The 23018-nt window shown below is 51.0% G+C and carries 20 protein-coding genes; 10 read left to right on the top strand and 10 right to left on the bottom strand.

Annotation, left to right across the window (positions count from 1 at the left end):
• Position 1 precedes the first annotated feature (1 nt).
• Positions 2 to 1363 (bottom strand): hypothetical protein, encoded by a 1362-nt coding sequence (locus tag D6024_RS07365; RefSeq protein ID WP_121353937.1) that lies wholly within the window; start codon positions 1361 to 1363, stop codon positions 2 to 4.
• Between the two features lie 206 nt (positions 1364 to 1569).
• Here D6024_RS07365 and D6024_RS07360 point away from each other — a divergent pair, with 206 nt between their 5' ends.
• The 3 genes from D6024_RS07360 to asnB all read left to right on the top strand — a co-directional run bounded on the left by D6024_RS07360 (position 1570) and on the right by asnB (position 4975).
• Entirely contained in the window at positions 1570 to 2235 is a 666-nt protein-coding gene (locus D6024_RS07360) for a response regulator transcription factor (RefSeq protein ID WP_121353936.1), read from the top strand.
• A 262-nt stretch (positions 2236 to 2497) separates the two neighbouring features.
• Positions 2498 to 3121 carry a DUF2911 domain-containing protein gene (locus tag D6024_RS07355; RefSeq protein ID WP_121353935.1) on the top strand — a complete coding sequence of 208 codons (624 nt, stop codon included), beginning with the start codon at positions 2498 to 2500 and terminating at the stop codon, positions 3119 to 3121.
• A gap of 3 nt (positions 3122 to 3124) precedes the next feature.
• Positions 3125 to 4975, top strand: a complete 1851-nt coding sequence (gene asnB, locus D6024_RS07350; RefSeq protein ID WP_121353934.1) for an asparagine synthase (glutamine-hydrolyzing) — start codon at positions 3125 to 3127, stop codon at positions 4973 to 4975.
• A 334-nt stretch (positions 4976 to 5309) separates the two neighbouring features.
• Here the strand turns inward: asnB and tnpA are convergent, their stop codons facing one another.
• From tnpA to D6024_RS07320, 5 genes are all read right to left on the bottom strand, one after another.
• Positions 5310 to 5762 (bottom strand): IS200/IS605 family transposase, encoded by a 453-nt coding sequence (tnpA, locus tag D6024_RS07340; RefSeq protein WP_121353932.1) that lies wholly within the window; start codon positions 5760 to 5762, stop codon positions 5310 to 5312.
• Between the two features lie 336 nt (positions 5763 to 6098).
• Positions 6099 to 8312, bottom strand: coding sequence for a xanthine dehydrogenase family protein molybdopterin-binding subunit (locus tag D6024_RS07335; protein ID WP_121353931.1), 2214 nt, complete (start codon positions 8310 to 8312; stop codon positions 6099 to 6101).
• Positions 8313 to 8320: 8 nt separating this feature from the next.
• The gene (locus tag D6024_RS07330; protein ID WP_121353930.1) at positions 8321 to 9304 is read right to left on the bottom strand and encodes an FAD binding domain-containing protein; all 984 of its coding nucleotides are present in this window, start codon (positions 9302 to 9304) and stop codon (positions 8321 to 8323) included.
• Complete coding sequence (locus tag D6024_RS07325; RefSeq protein WP_121353929.1) at positions 9301 to 9930, bottom strand: (2Fe-2S)-binding protein; 630 nt, start codon at positions 9928 to 9930, stop codon at positions 9301 to 9303. The genes D6024_RS07330 and D6024_RS07325 overlap by 4 nt, the downstream gene beginning before the upstream one ends.
• A 164-nt stretch (positions 9931 to 10094) precedes the next feature.
• Positions 10095 to 11039 carry a c-type cytochrome gene (locus D6024_RS07320; protein WP_121353928.1) on the bottom strand — a complete coding sequence of 315 codons (945 nt, stop codon included), beginning with the start codon at positions 11037 to 11039 and terminating at the stop codon, positions 10095 to 10097.
• A 276-nt stretch (positions 11040 to 11315) separates the two neighbouring features.
• Here D6024_RS07320 and D6024_RS07315 point away from each other — a divergent pair, with 276 nt between their 5' ends.
• Entirely contained in the window at positions 11316 to 11654 is a 339-nt protein-coding gene (locus D6024_RS07315) for a hypothetical protein (RefSeq protein WP_121353927.1), read from the top strand.
• Between the two features lie 143 nt (positions 11655 to 11797).
• Here D6024_RS07315 and D6024_RS07310 read toward each other — a convergent pair whose 3' ends face one another.
• Genes D6024_RS07310 through D6024_RS07300 form a run of 3 tightly spaced genes read right to left on the bottom strand, consistent with a single transcriptional unit; the run spans position 11798 to position 14475 of the window.
• Entirely contained in the window at positions 11798 to 12928 is a 1131-nt protein-coding gene (locus tag D6024_RS07310) for a branched-chain amino acid aminotransferase (protein WP_121353926.1), read from the bottom strand.
• Between the two features lie 51 nt (positions 12929 to 12979).
• Positions 12980 to 13501, bottom strand: a complete 522-nt coding sequence (locus D6024_RS07305) for a GNAT family N-acetyltransferase (protein ID WP_121353925.1) — start codon at positions 13499 to 13501, stop codon at positions 12980 to 12982.
• The gene (locus D6024_RS07300; RefSeq protein ID WP_121353924.1) at positions 13498 to 14475 is read right to left on the bottom strand and encodes a DMT family transporter; all 978 of its coding nucleotides are present in this window, start codon (positions 14473 to 14475) and stop codon (positions 13498 to 13500) included. The genes D6024_RS07305 and D6024_RS07300 overlap by 4 nt, the downstream gene beginning before the upstream one ends.
• Positions 14476 to 14718: 243 nt before the next feature.
• Here D6024_RS07300 and D6024_RS07295 point away from each other — a divergent pair, with 243 nt between their 5' ends.
• From D6024_RS07295 to D6024_RS07285, 3 genes are all read left to right on the top strand, one after another.
• Positions 14719 to 15072: an endonuclease domain-containing protein gene (locus D6024_RS07295; protein WP_121353923.1), complete on the top strand. Its 354-nt coding sequence runs from the start codon at positions 14719 to 14721 to the stop codon at positions 15070 to 15072.
• Between the two features lie 433 nt (positions 15073 to 15505).
• A complete protein-coding gene (locus D6024_RS07290; protein WP_121353922.1) occupies positions 15506 to 16999 on the top strand; it encodes an aminotransferase-like domain-containing protein in 1494 nt (497 codons plus the stop codon).
• Positions 17000 to 17505: 506 nt separating this feature from the next.
• Complete coding sequence (locus D6024_RS07285; protein WP_121353921.1) at positions 17506 to 17922, top strand: response regulator; 417 nt, start codon at positions 17506 to 17508, stop codon at positions 17920 to 17922.
• 16 nt (positions 17923 to 17938) lie between these two features.
• On the opposite strand, the gene D6024_RS26595 is transcribed toward D6024_RS07285, so the two are convergent.
• Positions 17939 to 18361, bottom strand: coding sequence for a response regulator (locus D6024_RS26595; RefSeq protein WP_162944610.1), 423 nt, complete (start codon positions 18359 to 18361; stop codon positions 17939 to 17941).
• 489 nt (positions 18362 to 18850) lie between these two features.
• On the opposite strand from D6024_RS26595, the gene D6024_RS07275 reads away from it, so the two are divergent.
• From D6024_RS07275 to D6024_RS07265, 3 genes are all read left to right on the top strand, one after another.
• Entirely contained in the window at positions 18851 to 19690 is an 840-nt protein-coding gene (locus D6024_RS07275) for a ligand-gated ion channel (RefSeq protein ID WP_121353919.1), read from the top strand.
• 424 nt (positions 19691 to 20114) lie between these two features.
• On the top strand, positions 20115 to 21068 hold the full coding sequence (locus D6024_RS07270) for a DNA-methyltransferase (RefSeq protein ID WP_121354153.1): 954 nt from the start codon (positions 20115 to 20117) through the stop codon (positions 21066 to 21068).
• A 15-nt stretch (positions 21069 to 21083) separates the two neighbouring features.
• Positions 21084 to 22808, top strand: coding sequence for a DGQHR domain-containing protein (locus D6024_RS07265; protein ID WP_121353918.1), 1725 nt, complete (start codon positions 21084 to 21086; stop codon positions 22806 to 22808).
• Positions 22809 to 23018 lie beyond the last annotated feature (210 nt).

The raw sequence follows: 23018 nt of genomic DNA, 5'->3' as shown, positions 1-23018 counted from the left end.
TTCATTTCAAACTATACCCGACCCTAAAAAGAAGGGCTGGTGTTTTCGGTATCTGCTGGAAAGAGAGGAAGTCCCACAGCAATTTCATCTCACCTTTAAGTTTTTTACTCACTTTGTATTTTTTGGATAACCCAATTAGTCCGCTTGCCTGCCATTTACTGTGGTCGTGTAACTGCTGAATGGTACGGAAAGCAGTGCGATAGTTTTGCTCATAACCACCACTGAGGAAAAAACTTCCTTTGAGCCTCAGATCCATATAGCTGCGTAGTCCGACTCCTTCATGGGTCAGCTTCGTATGGTTCCAGCCTTTGCCCCAACCCAACTTGTAAGAAGCACCTATTCCTACCGAACTGTTATCATTTAGTTTATAACCCAGCGAAAGTCCCAAGTCCGAGGTGACCGGAAAGTAGCTCCTCGCTTTTTGGCTTTGCACATTGGCACCGTATTCCAGCCGTTGCAGGAAGGGTTTTGTTTTTTGACCATTCGGTTTGAAACCCTCCGGCAGTTCAATATTACTTGCACGATTACCAAAAGAGCCGCTGCTAAACCGGGAGAGCTTGGACTCTAGCTCATTCATTTGACCCTGAGCTTCCTGCAGATTTTCGCGGAGCAACTGCTGAACCTGTGGACCCGATCCAAAACGGTCTACAATATCTTGTTGTACGGAAGTTCGCGTTTGAAGCCCAGCCAATGATACCGCGGAAGGATTGTCACCGGGAAGGACGAAAAGTGACGCTAACTGCGAATTTTTGCGAAAAAAATCTTTAAATACTTCTGTTTTTGATACGACTTCCAGCAGTTTCTTTTCCAGCTGCGAAGGATCATCCCACAGTGCTCTGTACTCCTTTACCTGGGTGACGTAGTAATACGCTTTCTTTTCAAAACCCTTGAGCTCTCCAAGCATGCCGAGATGCTCCAGGCTTTGTTTTAATAATCGTTTTCTTTCGGAAAGAAACTTTTTGATCACCTCTGTTTGATCCAATTTATCCTGCAGGGAAGAAAACTGTGAGAGTGTCTCTTCCAATGCAGGGGAAGGAAAGGTTTGCACTTTTTTGAAAATCTGTAAAGCAGTGGATAGGCTATCCAAATGCCCTGAATAAAAATGGTTGCCCTTATTGGGTAGGTTATCTTTTAGCGCCGCATATTGCTCCTCAATTCCGTCAAACAGTTGCCGGGCAAGCACGCTATCCACCTTCCCTAGTTTCAACTTTAACTTTGCTTCCTGCTTTTGAAGACGGCTAAGGTATTTTCCATTTTGCTGCTGAAATTTTTCGTTGAGCAAGGAGGATTTTTTAGCAAGCGAGGATATATTTTTCTCTACCAGTTCCTGCCAATCGTTGCCGACCGAAACACGCTGTGCCATACCGTTTTGTAGCAGCGTGCAGAAAACCAATAACAGGACAATAAGTATTTGTAATTGGGTAGAGCGCATAATGTCAACAATCGGACAACCAAACTACCCTTCATTTCAGCACGAAACAATCCGCATGAATACCCAAAAATTTATCCGCATTTGTACGGATTATTCATATTATTTTCATATTATATTTGTACCTCAAACAACTGCTTATGAACTCGAACAATGCGATTCGAATCATGATCGCAGATGACCATGCACTTTTTCGAACCGGTTTAAAATTCATTTTTACTGCCTGCAAAAAAGACCCATTCCAAATCGTTGGCGAGGCCGCCAATGGCAAAGAAGTACTTGCTATGCTAAAATCGGTGCAACCCGACATTATATTGATGGATGTGGAGATGCCTGAGATGAACGGCATTGAGGCCACGGCATTGATCAAACAGAGTTATCCGCAGGTACACACAATTGCCCTCTCCTACGCAAACACGCCTGATGCGGTTTTGGCAATGGTCTACGCCGGTGCCGATGGTTACCTGTTAAAGAATACTGCGCCGGAGGAATTGACCCATGCAATTAAACTTGTCCACACCGGTCGCCAATATTTTACACCGGCCACCGCGGTTCATTTCATGCGCAAGCTTCGAGAAGACAATGGAGTCCAGGATCATGACCGGAAGAAAACATTGACCAAACGCGAGACCGAGATCCTAAAACTACTTTGTGACGGAGAAAGCAGTAAAACCATAGCTGCCTCCCTGTTTGTCAGTAAAAGAACCATCGACAGTTTTCGGGAAAAGATCATGCGAAAAGCCGGTGCCAAGAACCTGATCCAATTGTTTCGATATGCCTTGCGAAAACATCTTATTCAAGAATGAACGTGCCTTCCTTGTTCGAAAACACTTTAGAAAGCAAGTGTTTTTGTTCCCCGTATAAACATTCTCCTTCTTACCACCGGCCAGACACTAACATGCAAACAACGACAGGCACACATTCAAAGCTGTCCTCTCAATATTTGTACAAAAGGACAAGCTTCCGCGAAACACAAAGCAAGCCCCGTTTCCTTTCAATAGATACACTACAATCTCCGTTCATCCTGATCGTCTGTTTTGCTTAGCGGAAAAGCCGTACTTTTTCGCCATGAAAAACTGTTTTCTGTTTCTTTTGCTACCCTTGTTGCTATCCTGTCAAAACGACTCACCAGCGGCCCGGCCCATGCAACTGCCGGAGATCAAGGACACCAACCTGCTGAAACGAGAAACGACCAACCCCTATGTTCCCGTTGATCTTTCACCCATGGACATGGCTTATTTCCCCAACGATTTTCCTGTACAGAAAATGAATGGTACGGCCACCGGTGTTCCCCGTGCCCGTGTGATCTACAGCCGTCCGCACCGGCAGGGACGCCAAATTTTTGGAAACATTGTTAAATGGGGCGAACCCTGGCGGCTGGGTGCCAATGAAGCCACGGAGATCCAGTTTTTCCAGCCGGTGACGATTCAAAAAAAGCGGATCGACAAAGGCACCTATCTTCTGTACGCCATCCCGTACGAAGACCACTGGACCATTGTTTTGAACAGCAACCTGTATACCTGGGGTTTAAAATTTGACCTGTCGAAAGATGTGGCCCGGTTTGACGTTCCTGCCACCACAAAAAACCAGATGGCGGAATACTTCACCATGGAATTTGAAGAAAGGGCCGGTGCGGTTGATTTGATCATGGCCTGGGAAAACAGGGAAGCCCGCCTGCCCATTCAATTTTAAACGATGTGCGGAATTGCCGGAATTGTTTCGAAAAACGGACAAGCAACCAGCCTTGCTTCGGTTAAAAATGCAACGTCGGTCCTGGGCCACCGCGGGCCTGACGATGAAGGCTTTTACCGCAACGACGCCGGCACCGCGACCCTGGGCCACCGGCGACTATGTATCATCGATCTTTCCGCCGCGGCGGCTCAACCGATGTCGTATGCAGACCGCTACCACCTTGTTTACAACGGCGAGTTGTACAACTATCCTGAACTGCGAAAAGAACTGGAGAAAAAAGGATGCAGGTTTCGAACGCAGTCGGATTCGGAAGTTTTGCTGGCGGCCTACGCCACCTACGGGAAGGATTGCCTGGCGCAGTTCGACGGCGCCTTTGCCTTTGCCATCTGGGATGAAAAGGAACAAACCCTTTTTGCGGCCCGCGACCGCTTTGGCGAAAAGCCGTTTTTCTTTTTCTATGGTGAAGAACGCCTGGTGTTTGCCTCGGAACTGAAAGCCCTCTGGCAGATGGAAGTAAACAAGGAAGTAAACCATCGCCTGTTGTACAACTTCCTGACGATTGGCTACACGTCCAACCCCGCCGATCCGTTTGAAACGTTTTACCACAACATACACAAGCTGCCGGCCGCCCATTGGCTCACCTATTCTTTACCGCAAAATGAACTGGCGACGGAGCGCTACTGGCAGGCCGATATTGCTGTTGACAACAGTCTTTCGGAAGCAGAAGCCATTCACCGTTTTGAAGACCTTTTCCGCCAGAGCATTCACCGGCGCATGCGCAGCGACGTGCCTGTTGGCACCAGCCTGAGTGGCGGGTTGGACAGTTCGGCCATTGTTGCTTTTTGTGCCGGCGAAACATCGGCGCAGTACACACACAACGGCTTTACCGCTTCGTTTCCCGGTTTTGAAAAAGATGAAACTTCACAGGCGGCAACAGTTGCAAAACAATTCGGCCTGCACCATTACACCACTACCGTTGAAGAGCGTGACGTGGTCAGCCTGATGCAAAAAATATCGCAGCAACAGGACGAACCTTTTTCGTCGGCATCGGTACTGGCACAATACAAGGTTTTCGAACTGGCCCGGCAGCACGGTGTTCCTGTTTTACTGGACGGGCAGGGTGCCGATGAAATCCTGGCCGGCTACCACAAATACTACAAATGGTGGTGGCAGGAATTGTACAGGCAGAAAAAGCTCGGCAAAAGCGGTGAGCGGACGGCCGCACAGGCCCTGGGTATAAAAGAAGGTTTTGGCTTTCAAAACAAAGCGGCGGCCCTGTTACCGGAATTCAGCGCTTCGATCCTGCAAAGCCAAAAGGCAAAGAAGGCGTTTCAGCATCCCGACCTGAACCGGGATTTTGCATTCGGCAACAAACGCAACCTTTACTACAGCACCCCATCAACTTTCGATCTGAATGGTGTATTGTACTACAACACCTTTGTGAACGGACTGGAAGAATTGCTGCGCCTTGCCGACCGCAACAGCATGGCCCATTCCGTGGAAGTGCGCCTTCCGTTTTTGCAACACCAACTGGTCGAATTTATCTTCACGCTTCCGCCGCAGTTTAAAATTCACCAGGGATGGACAAAGTGGCTGTTGCGAAAAGCTGTTGACAAAAAGTTGCCGCAGGAAATTGTCTGGCGAAAAGACAAAGTCGGCTATGAGCCGCCGCAGAAACGATGGATGCAGAACAAGGCTGTGCAGGAAGCCATCACCGGTGCAAAAAAGAAACTTGTGCAGGAACATATCCTGGCGCCTTCTGTCTTACATAAACCCATCACGCCAAAAGAAGCGCATGCCGGCGAAAGTTATGACTGGCGCTACTGGAGCGCTGCCGAAACGTTCTTTCGGTAATAAATGAAGGAAGAACACGCCTTCTACCATTTTACAATACGCAACCGGCGACTTGCATCTTGGGAAACGCAGGCCGGCCAAGACATTGCTCCATCGGCGAATGCTGGCCATCAAACTGAAGACGGTATGGCACAACATCGCCTGCATTCTTTCGGCAATCGCTATAGAATTGACGAAGCGACAGAACTATCAGAAGGAAACGAGGGAACTAACCGAAGAGCAAACTGAAAGCATAAGCCCCGAAGGGGCGGCAATAAGTAACCCAGCCTTCAAGGCTGGGCACCGCACTACAAGATATAACCGTAAGCCCTGAAAGGGCGCCATACCCCCGCCATCAATCCCAGACATAGCGCTCATCATACGCCATGCAGTACTTATCGAGGAAGGCCTTGTACTCTTCTTCGAAGGTCTTTTTACGATGGTGCTCTTTTTGGTTTTTGATGTACGCGACCACGATATCCACCTCAAAAGGGTTAACCGAGAAGGCACCATAGCCGTTCTGCCAATAGACGTTTTGATAGGCGTCGCCTTTTGTTTTTATCCATTTGGAAGAATGCGCCTTGATCTCCTCCACGACCTTCACTAACGCCATCTTTTTGCTCAGGAGAAACAAGGCATGAACGTGATTCGTGTGGCCACCGATCTGCACCGGGTTGCACTCGTTATTTGCGCAAATGCCGGCGATATAGCGGAACAATTCGGGCTGAATGGCCTCATCGATTGTATATACCCGACTCCTGGTGCTGAACACCAGGTGGATGTAATTTTTGACCAGGGACTGGGGCATATGCAGTTCGTTTGGTTACAGGCTATCTCGCCCCTTCGGGGCTTATCCTTGCTCGCCGCATCCTTCCCGGCCCTTCAGGCCGGGTTAATGATTACCGCCCCTTCGGGGCTTGCGCCTTCCCTCATGGCTCCCACGGCCCTGCTGACCGGGTTGATGCTTGCGCTCCTTCGGAGATTACGCTTACGATCGCATTCTCTATTCGTGGCCCTGCGAGTCGGGTTCCTTATTATCGTCCCTTTGGGGCCTGGCCTTCCCTCCCGGCTCCCACCAGCCCTTCAGACCGGGTTAATGATTACCGCCCCTTCGGGGCTTTGCTAATCAAGCGCCATGTACAGATTACAGCAATACCTTATCCGGCGTGATCGGCAACTCGCGGATGCGTTTTCCGGTGGCGTGGTACACCGCATTTGCTACGGCTGCCGCAAAGCCGATCAGCGCAATTTCACCCATGCCCTTTGAGCCATTTGGATTTAAAACAGGATCGGGTTTGTTGACAAACACGACTTCCACATCCGGCACATCAGCGTGTACCGGCACATGGTAATCGGCAAAGTTGTTGTTCACCCAGCGGCCATAGCGATGGTCGATCACCCCCTCTTCCATCAGGGCACCACCAATGCCCCCCACCGCACCGCCTTTCATCTGGCTGGCCGCCGTTTTTTCGCTGATGATCCTGCCTGCATCGCCGGCACTCACCACTTTGTCGATGCGCACGACGCCTGTTAACGGATGCACTTTTACCCTGACAAAATGCACCGAATACGAATACGCCGAATACTTCTGCATCTCGGGATTGCGGCCGGAGCTTTCCGTTAATTCGATCGAAGGAAGATTAGCCGCTTTCAGGGCATCGGTATACGAAATGCTTTTACCGTTTTTTAGCCGCATCTCCCCTTGTGCAAACTGTACGTCCGCCAGGGCTATTTCGCTTTCCTGTGTTTTTAATAATTCAACCAGCTTTTTCTTCAATGAATCGCAGGCCATGCTGACGGTCGTTCCCAGGGTTGATGTCGTACTGGAGCCACCTTGCGTAGGGCCGGGAGGGAAGGCAGAATTGCCCAATTCAAAATTGACTTTGTTTACCGGCAGTCCCATTGCATCGGAAGCAATCCTGGTCATGGCAGTTGCCGTTCCGGGTCCACTGTCACTTACCGCACTTTGAATGGTGAGCATGCCATCACCCGAAAATTTCAGCCGCACCCGTCCTTCGCCACGAAAGGCGCCAAACATGCCCGAGCTCATGCCATAGCCCACTAGCCAGCCATCTTCCTCCATGCTGCGGGGCTGGGGTTTGCGGCCCTTCCAGCCGAATTTTTCCGCACCCAGGTCGTAGGCTTCCCGCAGAAATTTTGAGCTATAGGGCTTGCCGTTTTCGGGGTCTGTTTCTGCATAGTTGCGTTTGCGCAGTTCAATGGGATCGAGGTTGAGTGCATAGCTCAATTCATCCAGCGCACATTCCAGCGGGAAGGAACCGGTGGCTTCACCGGGACCACGCATCCACGTTGGCGTGCTCAAATTCATCGGGTAGATGTTGTATTTGGTCGCCAGGTTTGCACAGGCGTATAACTGCTTTGTCTGGGCCACCAGCCCTTCATTGAAATTTTCATAATTCGATGTGACGGCATAGGCATCGTGCCGCATGCCCACAATTTTTCCATCCGGTGTGGCCCCGATGGAGATGTGCTGAATGGCTTCGGGACGATATCCGACCAGCATAAACATTTGCGGCCGTGTGAGCACGAGCTTTACCGGCCTGCCCAGTTTTTTGGCAGCCATTACTGCCGCAATCGCATGCGGCCAGGTGCGCAGCGCCGAGCCAAATCCACCGCCAACATAGGGTGCATAGACCTGCACATTTTTTTGTTCCAGCTTAAACGCATTGGCGATGCTTTGCTGCGTGCTGACAACGCCTTGTGTTTTTTCCCACACCGTTACTTTATCGTCGCCGTCCCACCGGGCAATGGTGGCATGCAACTCCATGGGATTATGCACCTGTATCGGCATGATGTAGGTGCCTTCCACTTTTACCGGCGCTGTCTTCCACGCATCCTTCTCTCCTCTTACGGCTTCTTTGTAATTGTCGCCTTCAATCGGCTTGTCGTTTTTGATGGCGTCTGCCAGCGAGGTGTGTGGCGCTTCTTTGTTGTATTGGGCCTTGATGAGGGAAGCCGCATAGGTGGCACGTTCAAACGTATCGGCCACGACCAGTGCAATGGGCTGGCCATTGAAGCGAATGCGGTTGTCGTTGAATATTTTCAGTCCGCCGCCGCCTGTTCTTCCTTTTGCGGGGTTTTCGCCTTCCTCGTAACCCGGCACTTTGGGTGCATTCAGGTGTGTGATCACCGCCAGCACACCGGGTGCTCTCTCCGCCGATTTTGTATCAATGGCCGTAACGGTTCCGTTGGCGATGGTACTGCCCACCAGCACACCATAGGTGAGGTTGGGCAAATCGTGTTCGGCAACGTAATCTGCCTTGCCGGTGACTTTGGCCTTGCCGTCTACGCGGTCAATCTCTGCAAAAGGAATATTCAGATCAAAGAAGTTGTCCATAAAAAAGTTTAAACGCCGGTGAGTGTTTTGAGTGTCTGTACAAGGGTGTTCGGTCCCAGGGTGAGCTTAAAGTTGTTATAGCCATAACCCTTTGCCTCTTTCAGGGCCAGCGAAGCGGCCTGCTGAAAGTTGGCGACGGTTGCCTCTTTGCCTTGCAGGAAATTCTCGGCGATGGTTAACCGCCAGGGCTTGTGCGCCACGCCACCCATGGCCAGCCTTGCCTGCCGGATGGTTTTCCCTTTCATGTCGAGTGCCGCCGCAACCGATACCAGTGCAAAGGCATAGGAAGCCCGGTCGCGGATCTTGGTATACAGCGAATGCTGCGCCAGCGAAGGGTTGACCGGCACTTCCACGCCGGTGATCAATTCGCCGCGCTGCAGGTTGTTGTCTTTCTCCGGTGTGTTGCCCGGCAGGCGGTGAAAATCCAGGAAAGGAAGCTTTCGCGTTCCCCCGGGGCCTTGCACCACCACGGTTGCATCCAGGGCCGCCAGTGCCACGCACATATCGCTTGGGTGCACGGCAATGCAGCTATCCGATGCACCCAGGATGGCGTGCATGCGGTTGTACCCCTGCAGGGCGCCGCAACCGGTGCCGGGTTCCCGCTTGTTGCAGGGCATGGCCGTGTCGTAAAAATAGCCGCAGCGGGTGCGCTGGAGCATGTTGCCGCCCACGGTGGCCATGTTGCGGATCTGCGCCGAAGCGCCGGCCTTCAGGGCCTGCGACAGCAAGGGCAACTGCTTTTTGACGATATCGTTTTCGGCCACCTCGCTGTTCAGGGCCAGTGCCCCGATGCGGACGACGGTGCCGCTTTGCTCAATGCCTTTCAGCGGCAGGCCGGTGATGTCGATGAGTTTTTCCGGCGTTGTCACCCCCCGCTTCATCAGGTCGACGAGGTTGGTGCCGCCGGCAATGAATTTTGCCTTTGTGTCTTTGCTCAGCGCCGTGATGGCGGCGCCAACGGTTGCGGGTTTGCTGTAGTCGAAATTGATCATTTGACACCTCCTTTTTGTGCCACTTCCCTGATGGCGTCGACAATGTTGGGATAGGCACCGCAACGGCAAATATTGCCGCTCATGTATTCCCGTATTTCCGCATCGGATCCTGCATGGCCTTCTTTGATGCAGGCCACTGCCGACATGATCTGTCCCGGCGTGCAGTAGCCGCACTGGAAGCCATCGTGCCTGATAAAAGCTTCCTGCAGCGGATGCAGGTCGTCGCCGCTGGCCAGGCCTTCGATGGTCGTTATTTTTTTCCCGTCCTGCATGCCGGCCAGGCTTAAACAGGACAAGACCCGCTGCCCGTCCACGTGCACGGTGCAGGCGCCGCACTGGCCGTAGTCGCAGCCTTTCTTGGTGCCGGTGAGGTGGAGCTGCTCCCGCAATAAATCCAACAGCGTCACACGGGGTTCAACCGAAAGGGAAAACGGCTTCCCGTTCACCTCAATTTTCAGCGGCAGCTTTTCAAAATATTCGGCTCCTTGTTCGTCCAGTTTTTTTTCTGCCGCCCGGACAAGAACCGGTGGCGCGGCCAGGATGGCGGCCGTGGCCGTGGATCGCTTTAGAAACGAACGGCGCGACTGTCCGCCGCAGCAGGGATCATTTTCTGTATGGGAATTCATCAGGAAGAAGTTTATAAATGAACATAACGCAACACGTAATCAAAGCTAATTTAGACAAATACGCAAACAAAAAGCTCCATTCCTGCGAATGAAGCTTTTGCTCAAAAACACAACTGCCCGCTTTGCGAAGAGGACAGCCATCGCCATCAACAGCGATGCCGGCCTTATGGTTTCACCTGGTTCGTATTGACAGGTTTCAGGGTTTTCAGGTAAGCGAAAATCGCTTTGAGTTCCGCATCGGTCATGCGGCCATAGGCGTCCCAGGGCATGTGGCTGTACGGGATTACTTTGCCCGTGCGAAAGCGCCTGATAAACTGGTCCTGGCTCCAGCCGGCAATGCGGCCACTGGCGGGATCGGGAGTCAGGTTGGGCGAAACGAGTGTTGGCTTGCCCGGCTCTTCGAACACTGTTCCGCCGGCCATTGGTTCACCCACGTAGTTGCCGATGCCATCGCGCTTGGTATGACACTCATTGCAGTTGGCCACTGCCATCACCAGGTGACGGCCATAGGTAGCCGAGGTATCGGCCGCAATCGCTTTTTTGGGTGTTTCCGAAGGCCCCTGCGGCGTGATGAGGAAGGCTTTGATCACCTTTCCCATGATGTTGTATTCGTGATCGGGCACCGCGTTGCGAACCGGCTGCAGCGAACGCAGGTAAGAGACAATGGCTGTCAGCTCTTCGTCGGTTAAATTCTGAAAGGGCATGAAGGGCAGCACGGCCTCCCCATTCGGTTTGACGCTGTGGCGAAGCACACGGGCAATTTCACCATCCGTGAATTTGCCGATACCGGTTTCGGGATCAGGCGTCAGGTTGCGGGTGTAAAAAGTTCCGAACGGCAGCTTAAAGGGAACACCGCCACTCAAGACCGTCTCACCCCCGGCTTTCACCACCGAATCTTTGTTGGCCGCAGAACTGTGGCAGTCAAAACAGTGACCGGGTCCCATCACGATGTGCCGGCCTTTGGCAATGATGGCCGAATCGGCCGAGGCTTTAATTTCGGGAAGCGGCGCATCGTAACGAAGGTGTTGCCGCAGGGCCGTGGCAATGGTGACGCCGCCAATGGCAAAGAGGATAACGAGACAGGTCCATTTCAGGATTTTGCGCAGCATAGTGGTTTCGTTGAGACAGCGAAGCTAAAAGCGCAGAGGGACCCTTGCCAGGCCGGCCTGTATGAATTGTTGTTTCCGGCGAAGCAATTGGCAAAAGCCGTTTATCGGGTTGAAGGCAGGCTGCACTACGAACAAAAACGAAAGAAGAAGGAATCCATCCTGTTGCCGGTGCGTTTGCACAAATCTTCCTTTCGTCGTTAAAAAACGTTAGCATGTCGTGTTTCAGCGACGGCTATTTGCGTCTTTGCTTATCTTGATGCAGTCAAAACAAAACCAATGAAGAAAATTGTTCTCTTTGTTCTCGTGGCACTGGTTACTGTTTTCCAGTTCTGCAGTTCCTCTAAAAAAGCCGCTTCCGATTCGTCGCACATTACGTATGCCCGGAATGTGCAGCCCGTGATTCAAGCCAACTGTTCGCCCTGTCACAATCCGCCGCAGGGAAGAGCCAAGCCCCTGAACAGCTACGATGCTGCGAAAGCCCATGCCGACGAAATCCTGGTTCGCATTAAAAAGAGCCCGGAAGAAAAAGGCTTTATGCCCATGCGCCACCCGAAGCTGGCGGACAGCACGATCGCCGTTTTTGAAAAATGGAAAGAAACCGGGTTGGCCGAGTAAGGGCAACAACAGTAAGACGTCAAACGTTAAACGTGCGAAACGTTCACGGGTTCACGAGTTGAATGCATTGTACACCGGGGCGATGGCCACCGGGAAACCGTAACCGCAGAACGCTCCTTTTCACGTTTGACGTTTCACTTTCCTCACACCACGTTGTTCCAGCCAAAGCGATCTTCTGTTCTCCCGCTGCGAAGGTCCTCCAGCGCTTTTTTCAGGCGGAACATCACATTGTCTTCGTTGTACGTTGGTAGTTCATACAATTGGTCATCGATGCCGATGGTGCTCACCGGTGCCACCACGGCCGCCGTGCCAGCGCCAAAGGCTTCCGTCAGCCGCCCGCCTTGCAGGCCGTCGACGATCTCGCTGATCCCCACCGGCCGTTCTTCGACAGGAATGCCCATGCCGGCCGCAAGCTGCAACAGGCAATCCCTCGTCACGCCGTTCAGGATGGTATCCGACACCGGCGGTGTGACCAGCTTTCCGTCCACCACAAACAGCAGGTTCATGGTGCCGCTTTCCTCCACGTATTCGTGCCCGCAGGCATCGAGCCAGAGGATGTTGTCAAAACCTTCTTCTTTTGCCTTTTGCGTGGCATAGAATGCACCGCCGTAGTTGCCGGCACATTTGGCAAAACCGGTACCGCCTTTGGCTGCCCGGATGTAGTGGCGCTCCGCTTTGATCCGGATCGGCTTCTGGTAGAGCGTGTGAACAGGACCGGTGATGACGAGAAAGAGATATTCATCGGAAATCTTCACCCCGAATTTTGCTTCGCTGGCAAAGACCAGCGGCCGGAGGTAGAGGGCCACGTCTTCGCCTTCGGGCACCCAGGCTTCGTCCACCCTGACCAGTTGCTGAAGGGCCGCTGCAAACAGCCCGTAGGGAATGGAAGGCATGCACATGCGGCGCAGCGATGCGTTCAGCCGCTCGTGGTGCTTTTCGATGCGAAAAATGTTGATGGCGCCGTCGTGCATGCGAAAGGCCTTCATGCCTTCGAACACCGACTGGCCGTAGTGCAAGGCCAGCGCCGTGGGTGCGAGGGAAAGGTTTTGAAAAGGCTGCACCTTGGGCTCCTGCCATTCACCGGCCTTGTACCGGCAGATGAACATATGGTCGGACACATATTTGCCAAAGGGCAGGTCGTTCCAATCCACCTGGTGCAAAGTAGCGTGGGTTGTTTTTTCTACCGGGATAGCCCCCCTGACCCCCGAGGGGGGAGTGGCCAACGCACCAACCTCACTTTCCAACGGAAACTCTTTTTCATTGACTGTTTGCATGTGTTGATGTTTTAATCGTTCTTGAATTTGCTTTTATATCGAAATATAAGTTCAGGAAGGTAGTCGCCCAAGCGGGCCTTTGTGCTGTGGCGACTCCCTCCTTTGGAGGGTGGGGAGGCTAATTTCCATTTTGATATTGGCCCGCTTGTACAACTGGTTGTCCATCGGCACTTCCACGAAACCCAGCTTGCGATAGAGGTTGATGGCCGGTGCCAGCGATGTTTGCGAGTACAGCGTCACTTTTTTCGCACCCAGCTCCCGGGCCCTGTCGAACGCCGCGTAGCTCAGGGCTTCGGCAATGCCGCGGCGCTGGCAGGCTTCGTCGACAGCCATCTTGGCAAACTCGTACTCGTCCTCATCTACCTTCAGCAAAGCGACCGTGCCGGCGATCACGCCATCACAGGTTGCCATGAGGATGGCGCCGCCCCTGGAAAGAATGGCTTCGTGCGGATTTTCCAGCACCCATTTGTCCAGGTCTTCCAGCACAAAATATTTTTCGATCCAGGCTTTGTTCAGCCGCTCGAAATGCCAGGCATGTTCTGCCTTGTAAGGAATGATTTCAATCTTGCTCATGCTCTTTCATCTTCTTTTTTTGGAAGCAGTGAAACGTATTCTTCGTGCACCTCCGTGTCCCTGTGCCCCTGTGGTTCAACTGCCCGCTGCTTTTTGAACTCTTTGTTCACCAGCCACACACCGCCCAGCGTGATCAGGGTGCCGGTCATCACATTCATGCTCATGCGCTCATCCAGGATCAGCCAGCCCAGGAAGATGGCGACGATCGGGTTGATGTAGGCGTACACCGACACCTGGGTCGGCGGCAGCTTGCTCACGGCAAAGACGTAGGCCGAATAGGTCAGCAGCGAACCGATCACAATCAGGTAGAGCAATCCCCAAAGGGCGTCCGGATTTGCGTCCATTAAGTTCACGTATTTCCCCGAAACACCGCACACCGCCAGCATAATGGTGCCGGCGATCAGCATCTGCAGCCCGACGCCAAACAGGATATCGGTTTTTGGCTTGTAGCGGGAAGCGAACACGGTACCGAACGACCACGAGATGGTGGCGATCAGTGCCAGCCCGATGCCGAAGGCAAAGCGGCTGTCGAGCAGTTGCACGAAGTGCTCGCAAAAGATCGTCACGATGCCGCCAAAGCCCACCAGCAGTCCCACGACCATCAGCGGTGTGAACCGGGCAAAGCGTAGCAGCCAGATGCTGAACAGGGCCACAAAGAGCGGCACCATGCCCGCAATGATGGCTCCCAGCCCGCTGTCGATGTATTCCATCGCCCAGGTGAGCAGGCCGTTGCTGATGCAAAGCAAAAAGAACCCCTGGATGGCGATCTTCAGCAAGGACTTTTTGTCGGGCCAGGCATAGCCCCGGCTTTTGAAATAACCGACCAGGATGGCCCCGCTGATGGCCTGCCGCACACCGGCCACGAACAGTCCTGGCATGTAGTGGGCGCTGATCTTCGACGCCAGGTAGGTGGTGCCCCAGAAAAAGCTCACCAGGGCCAGGGCTATGTAGGCCTTTCGTTGTTCCCGTTTCATACCAACAAATTTCTTTTGTTCGGCTGATATAGAACAGATGCAGATTTTTTATTTTTGGGTAGATCAGATAGCGTGGCAACGCTGTCCGCCGCAAACGATCATCCTTTCCTGCTGCAGACGGCCATCCCGTTTCCGGCGGGTAGCAACGCGGAAAAGACAGTGCTTTGAGCGGCCAAGGGGTGGGTTCAAGCTATCAAAAAGGATGATCAACAAAACGCCGAAAGGCGGGCTCAAAAAAGAGCAATGAAACGCCGCATCATTCCCTACGAACCAAACCGGAAAGCCTTTGCCAAAAAGTTGCGAAGCGGGATGACGTTCTCTGAAGTCAAACTCTGGCAAGAGCTGAAACGGGGAAAAATGGGCGGTTACGATTTTGACCGGCAGCGGCCCATCGGCAAGTACATCGTTGATTTTTATTGCAAGGATCTGCAGCTTGCTCTTGAAGTGGACGGCATCACACACGACAGTGAAGAGGCCAGGTTGCGGGATCAGCGACGACAGGAAGAACTGGAAAAGTTGGGTGTTTCCTTTCTTCGCTTTGACGCGATGCTGGTGATCCATGACGTGGAAGCCGTGTTGAAGGAGCTTGCTGCCTGAATAGAAATATATGAAGAAAGGAACGGCGTACCGGAAGCGGTGAAACGGAAACGGGAGTGAACCTTTGGTCATAACAGAAACCCACCCCTGGATCGCCTAAACTATAGTCAAACGTTAGGTGCTCCCCTCCAGGGAGGGGATGTGTTCCCTGGATCTACCCTTTCTTTTTTGACCAGGAATGAAAGACGGTAAACAGGAAAAGAATTGTCTGCATGAAAACGACCATTCCATTCCTCAACTGCAAACGGCCATCCCCGCATCCCCCTAAAGCGACCATCCCCTCCCTGGAGGGGAGCAGGTTCGGAAAGGGTTGTTCTTTAAACGGCGCAGGGGTGGGTCAACCTAAATGACCATCCTCTCCGGCGAGGGAAACAAGAAGTGAATAACTGAACCCAAAAAACTCAACGGTGGGTCAAAACGAAAACAGACAAACATGAAAACCGTCACACAGGAAGAAACCAGCTTGCAAAGCGAGGTCAGTGCGCTGGCCACTCCCCCCTCGGGGGGCGGGGGGGCCAAATACCTCCAGATCGCCTCGCACATCGAAGCCCTCATCAACACCGAAGCGCTCCGCATCGGCGACAAGCTGCCCTCCGTTCGTACGCTGGCCGAAGAAAAAAGCATCTCCATGGGCACGGCCTTCCAGGCCTATTACCACCTCGAAGGCAAGGGCCTGATCGAAAGCCGGCCAAAAAGCGGGTATTACGTCCGCTTCAACCGCCGGCGCATCCCGGCGCTGCCGGCCGGCGTGCCCTCCGATGTGCAGTCGCACAACGTGAGTGTGAAGGACATGATCGCCGAGATCTACAGCGACATTGCGGCACCCATCAAATACAACTTTGCCCTCGGCGTGCCCGACGTGAGCCTGCTGCCGGCGGCCAAGCTGAATAAGTCCATGGTGCATGCCCTGCGCAACACGACGGACCACGGCATCTCGTACGAGAACACCAGGGGCAACCCCGAACTGCGCAAGCAGGTGGCCCGCCTGGCCTTCAACTGGGGCGGCCACGTGGCTCCCGAGGACGTGATCGTGACCACGGGCTGCCTCGAAGCCATCAACACCTGCCTCAAAGCCGTGACCCGTCCCGGCGATACGGTGGCGGTGGAATGTCCCACCTATTTCGGTATTTACCAGGCCATTGAGGCCCTGGGCCTGAAGGTGGTGGAAATCTCCTCCTGCCCCGTGACGGGTCTCGACCTCGACTGCCTGCAAACCGCCATCCGCAACTTCAGCATCAGGGCCGTTGTGTGCGTGCCCAATTTCAGCAACCCGCTGGGCTCCTGTATGCCCGATGAGCAGAAGAAGGCGCTGGTGGCACTCATCACCAGGCACGAGATCCCGCTGATCGAAGACGATATCTACGGCGAGCTGTATTTCGGCAAGGCCCGCCCCCGCACCTGCAAGGCCTTCGACACTTCCGGGCTGGTGATGCACTGCTCTTCACTCTCCAAGTCGCTGGCGCCGGGTTACCGCATCGGCTGGGTGCTGCCGGGCCGCTTCCAGGCTGCCGTGGCGCAGATCAAGCGGATGCAAAACATCAGTTGCCCTACCCTGCCGCAGGCGGCGGTGGCGCACTTCCTGCAAACGGGCCGCTACGACCTTCACCTCCGCGGGCTGCGCCAGGCCCTGCACACGCAGTGCCTGCGCTATACGCAAAGCATCATCGAGCACTTCCCCGCCGGCACCCGGATCTCGCAGCCCCACGGCGGCTTTGTGCTGTGGCTGGAACTGGATGAAACCGTGGACGTGTTCCGCCTGCGCAGCGAGGCGCTGAAGCAGCAGATCGCCATCGTGCCGGGAAAGATATTTTCGGCCTCCTGCAATTTCTCGCACTGTATGCGAATCTCCTTTGGCAAGCCCTGGAACGAGGACATTGATTACGGCCTGAAGCTGCTGGGCAACCTGGTGAAAAAACAGGCTGGGTGAGTTTGGAGTCTGGAGTCTGGGGTTTGGGGTTTTCAGAACGGTAAACGCGACGCTTATCACGGTCTCCCTGCGTTTCCCCGCAGCTTTTGTGCGAAGAACGGTGATGCATTGATTGGCATGACCCGCTGCGTCCACCACTAACGCACAAGGCCAGGAAAGGTGAGACGCATTGGTAAAGCAAGACATCGTAGCCGGCCCTGGTGGTCGGAAGATGTTTTTTTATGGAACCGGCTGCCGGACTCCGATTTAGCTTTCGTTGCGTCGCACTCTTTTACGTCCGGGAAGGCAGGGCGGCAGAAATGACGTCCCGCTATATCCCGGGGTTCCGCCACAAGGCTGACATAAGGGGCCAACTGCGAAGACCGGGACATACGAAAAAACAAGGTTTTATCATAAGGGCGGCAGGGAGGAACCTCTGCGCGGGGGTCTGCTATTACACCTCTCCTTTCAGCCAGCGCCTTGCCATGGTTGGAAAATTGCAGGTACGGGGAGTTTAAACTTATCCGATGGCGAGAGAAAGCGTGATCCTTTACATAGACGATGACCCCGACGATCATGACCTTATCCAGCTAGCCTTTGCAGAATTGGGTGTGCCCAACGAGGTTGTTTGCCTCCATAACGGGGAAGATGCCTTCCGGTATCTCCAGGCAGAGGAACCTCCGTTCCTGATCCTTTGCGACTACAAGCTGCCGGGCATGGACGGCATTGAACTGCGCCGGAAAATAGAAGACCATGAAGAACTCCGCAAAAAGGCGATTCCTTTTATTTTTCTCAGCACCACGGTTTCGCGGACCATGGTGCAGGAAGTCTATACCCTCAATGTCCAGGGATTGTTTGAAAAAGGTAACCTGTTTGAAAGCGTCAAGAGCCTGCTGAAGCTGATTTACGACTACTGGCAAACGTGCAAACATCCCAACAACTGACCCGCAACGGAACGCCTCAAAAGCTCGGGTGCAGGGCCCTCGACCAGTAGTTCAGGATGCACCGGATGTTCTCCGCGATTTCTTCCATCAGGAGTCCCTTACGGAAATACCCCTGGAGGTTGGTCACTTCATAAGCGCTGTCGATGGTACCGCGGTTGTCGGCCGTTGTAAAAAAAACGAACGGAATGGCTTTGCGGCGCAGGTAATCGGTGGTATCGATCTTCCGCTTCAACTCAATGCCGTTCATTTTCGGCAGGTTGATGTCGGAGATGATGATAAACGGTTTGCGGCTGGTTGACATGAGAAAGTTGTAGGCATCATTACCGTGCTCAAAGAACACCAGCTCGTACACCGTGTCCAGGCTCCTGAACACGTCCCGCAGAACGTCCTGATCGTCCTTGTCGTCCTCAATAATAACGATGAGCTCACTTTTTGCCATAACACCGGCAGCGGCTAAAGAATTATGCCACCGCTTCCTTCCAGTCTCCGTTTTTCTGCCAGCGGGAGCAACGGCGCCCATTGCCATTAGCAATAGCCAGTTCCCCGGCACACCGCTTTCACCTGCCGCAAGGCGTCTCCCCAGGACCGCTTTCGTACAACGAAAGGGGGACGCACTTCGAGTGCCCGGTGCGTCCACCGCCAACGCACAACTCCGGGAAAGGTAAGACGCACCAGTAAAGAAGATTAGGTAGTCCCTTTGTCTCGCCACAAGGCTAGCGCACAGAGCTGGCGGCGAAGACACCGGGTGGACAGAAAAGGCGCGACGCATCGGTAAAGGATAATGAGGCAGGTGTGAAGCACAACTCCGCAAAAGGCGAAACGCTTCGGTAAAGGGTGCAGAAAAAAACCCTCCTTTCCTCCTTTGCCCTGTGCGACAAAACGCTTTCCCCGGAAAGTTTTATTTTGCCGCCTCCACAACCGCAACTCTATGAACAAGCCCACCCTCCTCCTTTGCCTTTGCCTCCTCTCGCTGTTTACTAACGCCCAAACCACCCGGCGGGACACGGTAAAAGTCGGCGTGTACGTCACCAGCATTCACGACATCGACTTCAAGCAAAAGGAATACACCGTCAGCCTCTGGCTGTGGATGAAATACCGGAACAGGGATTTTAATTTTTTGCAGAACCTGGAAGTGCCGCAGGCCAAGACCGTGGAAAAATCCTTTGCCGTTATCAACAGCTCCGGCGACCAGGTATCGCTGCAGATGAAGCTCCAGTGCGTGATGAAGGACACCTGGAAGATCGGCAACTTCCCCTTCGACCGGCAGACGCTGCGCTTCTCCATCGAGAACTCGCAGTTCGATTCGCGGTCGCTGGTGTTTGTGCCCGACACGGTGGGCCAGCATTTCGATCCCCGCTTTACGCTGCGGGGCTGGACCATCGACAGTTGCCTGCTCTCCACCAACATCCATGCCTACGAAACCGCCTTTGGCGACGAAAGCCTGGCGAAGCCGCACACCGAGTACAGCGCCTTCCGCCTGCGCCTAAGCATCAGGCGGGATGCGGGTGGCCTGTTCTGGAAGATGTTCCTCGGCATGTACATCGCCTTCCTGATTGCCTACGTTTGCTTTTACATCCACGCCGATGGCATGGACTCACGGTTTGGCCTCAGCGTGGGCTCGCTGTTCGCGGTGATCGGTAACAAATACATCATCGATTCAGCCCTGCCCGAATCCACTTCGTTCACGCTGGTGGACACCCTGCACGGGCTGACGCTGTTTGCCATTTTACCATCATCACGGCCACGGCCTATTCCCTGCTGCTGGTGAAGCGCAACGAACTACGCAAAGCCAAGCGCTTTGATATGATCATGGCGCAGGTGGTGCTGGTGGTGTACCTGGTGGCAAATGTGTATTTTATCGTGCAGGCGAGTGAAGGATAAGAAAGAAGTTTGTTTTTTTATGGGACCGGCAGCAGTGCTACTATGAAGCGCCTGTGGAGTTTACACTGACGAAGGAAGGGTCGCACTCTTGTACGTTCGGCAAGGCTATTCGGCAATTGTCTTTTACTAGCCTTCGTCACAGACAAAGGCCAACCAGATCGAACATTCTTTTCTATTGGGAACACTCAGAATAACAGGGGTTTTCAACAAAGGCTCACGCCATTTATTCTTACATCGGAGATTTTCTAAATAGTACTTGACAAGATCCAAGTCAAGATCTATCTTGTGAAGGATTTATATTTTATATGCAAATGTCTATTGATAAAAAGAAAAGTAACGAAACGGAAAAAATTAAAAGGACTAGAATAACCACCAAATACATTCATGGAGATGCTAACAAGAAACTTGATGAATTACTGAAGAAAAAGAAGAGGTTCCAACTTATAATTTCATCACCGCCGTATAACATGGATAGAGAATACGAAAAGAATTCATCTTTTGCTAACTATCGAGAAGAAATTGAAAGCGTTATTTCTAAACTTGTTTTGCTTCTGGAAGAAAATGGAAGTATCTGCTGGCAGGTAGGCAGTTATGTGAATAAGAAAACAAAGGAAGTGCTACCACTAGATATATTCTTTTATGAGCTATTTAAAAAACACAATCTAACATTACGAAACAGAATAATTTGGCATTTTGAGCATGGGTTACATGCCTCACAAAGGTTTTCTGGCCGCTATGAAACAATCCTTTGGTTTACAAAATCGGATAAATACACATTCAATTTGGATGATGTAAGAGTACCTGCAAAGTACCCAGGCAAAACACATTATAGAGGTGAAAAGAAAGGACAGATTTCCGGAAATCCGAAAGGCAAAAATCCTTCTGATTTATGGAAAATAATTGAAAGTGACTGGGATAAAGAAGTTTGGAGTATTCCTAATGTCAAAGCAAATCATAAAGAAAAAACGATCCATCCGTGTCAGTATCCAATTGAACTTGTTGAAAGATGTATTTTGGCATTATCGAATGAGGGTGACTGGGTATTAGACCCTTACGCAGGAGTTGGTTCTACGCTAATAGCAGCACGGAAAAACAATAGAAATTCCACAGGCATCGAGAAATATAAAAAATACATCAATGTAGGAAACCAAAGAATCGAAACCCTTAAAAAGGGTACACTAAAATATAGAAAACTTGGAACGCCTGTATTTCAACCTAACCAAAATATGGCCGTTGCAAGAAAACCCGAATTCTTTAACTATTAAGGCAAATCAAAGCTAATGGCCGCCAAAACTTCTGCTAAGAAAAAGAAGAGAAAATCGAAAAAAACCAAATCCTCTAAACTTACGCCTCAAGAGATAGAACAGAGGTTATACAGAAATGAAGTAAGATCAATATTTACTAAAAGTGGCTTCGATAGAGTACCAGGTGTCAGTGATAAACAATTTGTATTTTTAAACGAACACACTTCAGACTTTGACGATGTATTTATTTACAAGAATGTGATCGTTCTTATTGAATATACAGTTAGGCAAAGTTCTGACTTAGGAGAACACTTAAAAAGCAAAAAGGTTGTATATGACGCAATACTACAAAACAAAAACTCTTTCTTAGAATTTTATGGACAATTATTCCCAACCTTTTCTTCTGCAAGGGATCCTCTTTATGATAATGACCAAACTTCATTAGTCATTTTGTATTGTCCAAAGAACAAATTAGATATAACATATAAAAAGCGCATCAGCAATATTACATACCTTGACTATCCAGTTCTAAAATATTTTAGAGCAATTTCTGATAGTGTAAAGGGATCCGCTAAATATGAAATATTCAAATTCTTTCATTTGTCATACGACAATATAGGAGAAAACAGCATTAGAACTTTTGCAGATAAAAAACAAATAAATGGGACCCTTTTACCAGAAACACATAGCAACTTTAACCCTGGATATAAAGTAGTATCTTTTTATATTGACCCACAAACATTGTTGACTGGTTCATATGTTTTAAGGAAAAATGGTTGGCAAGATGATCATAGCCTGTACCAGCGAATGATCGTAAAGAACAAAATAAATGCAATACGAAAATACCTTCTAAAAGAAAAGAGAGTTTTCATAAATAATATTATTGTAACACTACCGCCAGAGACAGAATTGCTAAATACCGCTGGTAAAGTAATTGATGCCAGTACACTAACAAAGACCTCACATGTTAAAATTCTTATTCCTAATGAATTCAATGTTATTGGACTAGTTGATGGTCAACACAGAGTCTTTGCATATCATGAGGGCGGAGAAGATGACGTTTCAATCGGCAGACTTAGAATTAAGCAGAATCTTTTAGCCACAGGCATTATCTATCCATCGGATATATCTGAATTAGAAAAATCGAAATTCGAAGCAAGGCTATTTTTAGAAATTAACTCAACACAAACGAACGCAAAATCAGATTTAAAACAGGCAATTTCACTTATTCTCAATCCATTTAGTACAGAGTCAATCGCGACAGCCGTGATAAGCAAATTGAATGATCATGGCCCACTTCAGGGAATGTTTGAAAAATACTTTTTTGAAAAGGATAAAATAAAAACAACGTCAATAGTAAGCTACGGCTTAAAGCCTATAGTAAAACTAAGCGGAAGCGACAGTTTTTTTTCAGTGTGGAATGATCTAAGTAAATATGAATTACTCAAGGGCACAGATCAATCTTTACTGAACCAATACATTGACTATTGTGTAACTGAAATCAACATTTTTTTAGGGGCAATAAGAAGTTTACTGACATCTAATCAATGGTCAATAGATAAAAAGGAACCTCAAAGAATTTTATCAACAACAACTATAAACGGATTTATAATTTTTTTGAGAAGAATAATTGAAGCTGACAAGCTCACTAATTTTAATGGCTATAGAAAGATAGGGACTTTAGATTCTTTCAATTTCAAGAAATACAAATCCAGTCAATATGGTTCCCTTGCAAATGATTTATTCAAGAGATTTCCATAACTATCTACTCTTTTGTATTCCCGTGCTATCCCCCGCTATCCGTAGTGTTCTCTAAAACCATAAGCCTGCTGGCCTTCGTCTATGACGAAGGTCCTTCCGCAACAACAGCATCTGGCCACGATAAAGACAGTTAGCCCAGGCTGTCATTGCAAACAACAGCTAGCAGTTCTATGATACAGTCAGTCTTTTCGTCCGCCAGGGAGTCTTCTA

This window comes from Flavisolibacter nicotianae, from assembly GCF_003628535.1.
Classification (GTDB): Bacteria; Bacteroidota; Bacteroidia; order Chitinophagales; family Chitinophagaceae; genus Flavisolibacter; species Flavisolibacter nicotianae.
This window is presented reverse-complemented; position numbering and strand designations above follow the sequence as displayed.